Below are 788 nucleotides of genomic sequence, written 5' to 3'. Positions count from 1 at the left end.
GTTTATTTAACTGGCACAAGCGGTGTTTTCGTTGTTGTAATTTTGTGTCAAAAAAGTCAAAATAGGATCATGGTTAGCTGCAGATCGTTGAATATCAACTCAACTAATTGTTTTAAAATGTTGTTACCTCGCGATTAGTCTTGAATTTCAGTATAACTCTCACTCTTCGTTTTATGCATTTTAACTTTATTTTTCATATACCTTTACCTTTTATAAATACCATTCTCACTTAATGAACCTCTTTTAATTTTAACTCTTGTTCGATAAAAATACTTTTACATCGTCTTTGATGCGATTTAGTAGCTTCAATCCTAACTCCCATCCCAATATTGCATTTCTCGTCCTCTGAAACATAAACTCACTTTTACTTTATCCCCACGTTTTAAAAAAACTGCAATTTTACGTAATTTAACCTGATAATCCCCCCCAACATATGTTGTGTCCAAGAACAGAATTTCATTTCTTTAAAATGCATGAACCGTTATTTTGTATTTTAAGCTGCTTTTCATTGGCTTTACTTAAATTTATACTTACCAAAATTCATAATACGGCAAACAAATGGTTTAGCCGTCGGAAAAACTTCAACTAAATTTAATTTTACTTCTTTAGCGAAGGTTATAGCCCGATCAATTTTTACGATCTTTATGTGCTCTCTTTTCTCATTTACTAATCGTACTTCTAAAACACGGATTTGCTTATTGACGTGTATTTGTTTTAATCTGATGTGTTATCTCTTTTAGGTAATTAAGAGTACCAGCAATTTTCTGCTATGCTAATCAATTTCTGCT

General features: G+C 31.3%; 2 protein-coding genes. Both read right to left on the bottom strand.

The features are described from left to right. Nucleotides 1-311: 311 nt before the first annotated feature. On the bottom strand, nucleotides 312-446 hold the full coding sequence (locus tag CLERM_RS00690) for a hypothetical protein (RefSeq protein ID WP_195909775.1): 135 nt from the start codon (nucleotides 444-446) through the stop codon (nucleotides 312-314). A gap of 68 nt (nucleotides 447-514) precedes the next feature. Further along, on the bottom strand, nucleotides 515-709 hold the full coding sequence (gene infC / locus CLERM_RS04190) for a translation initiation factor IF-3 (protein WP_408936547.1): 195 nt from the start codon (nucleotides 707-709) through the stop codon (nucleotides 515-517). Between the last annotated feature and the right edge of the window lie 79 nt (nucleotides 710-788).

This window comes from Coxiella-like endosymbiont, from assembly GCF_002871095.1.
In the GTDB taxonomy this organism is placed as follows: domain Bacteria; phylum Pseudomonadota; class Gammaproteobacteria; order Coxiellales; family Coxiellaceae; genus Coxiella.
The sequence above is the reverse complement of the archived record's forward strand: the minus strand, read 5'-3'. Positions and strand labels throughout refer to the sequence as shown.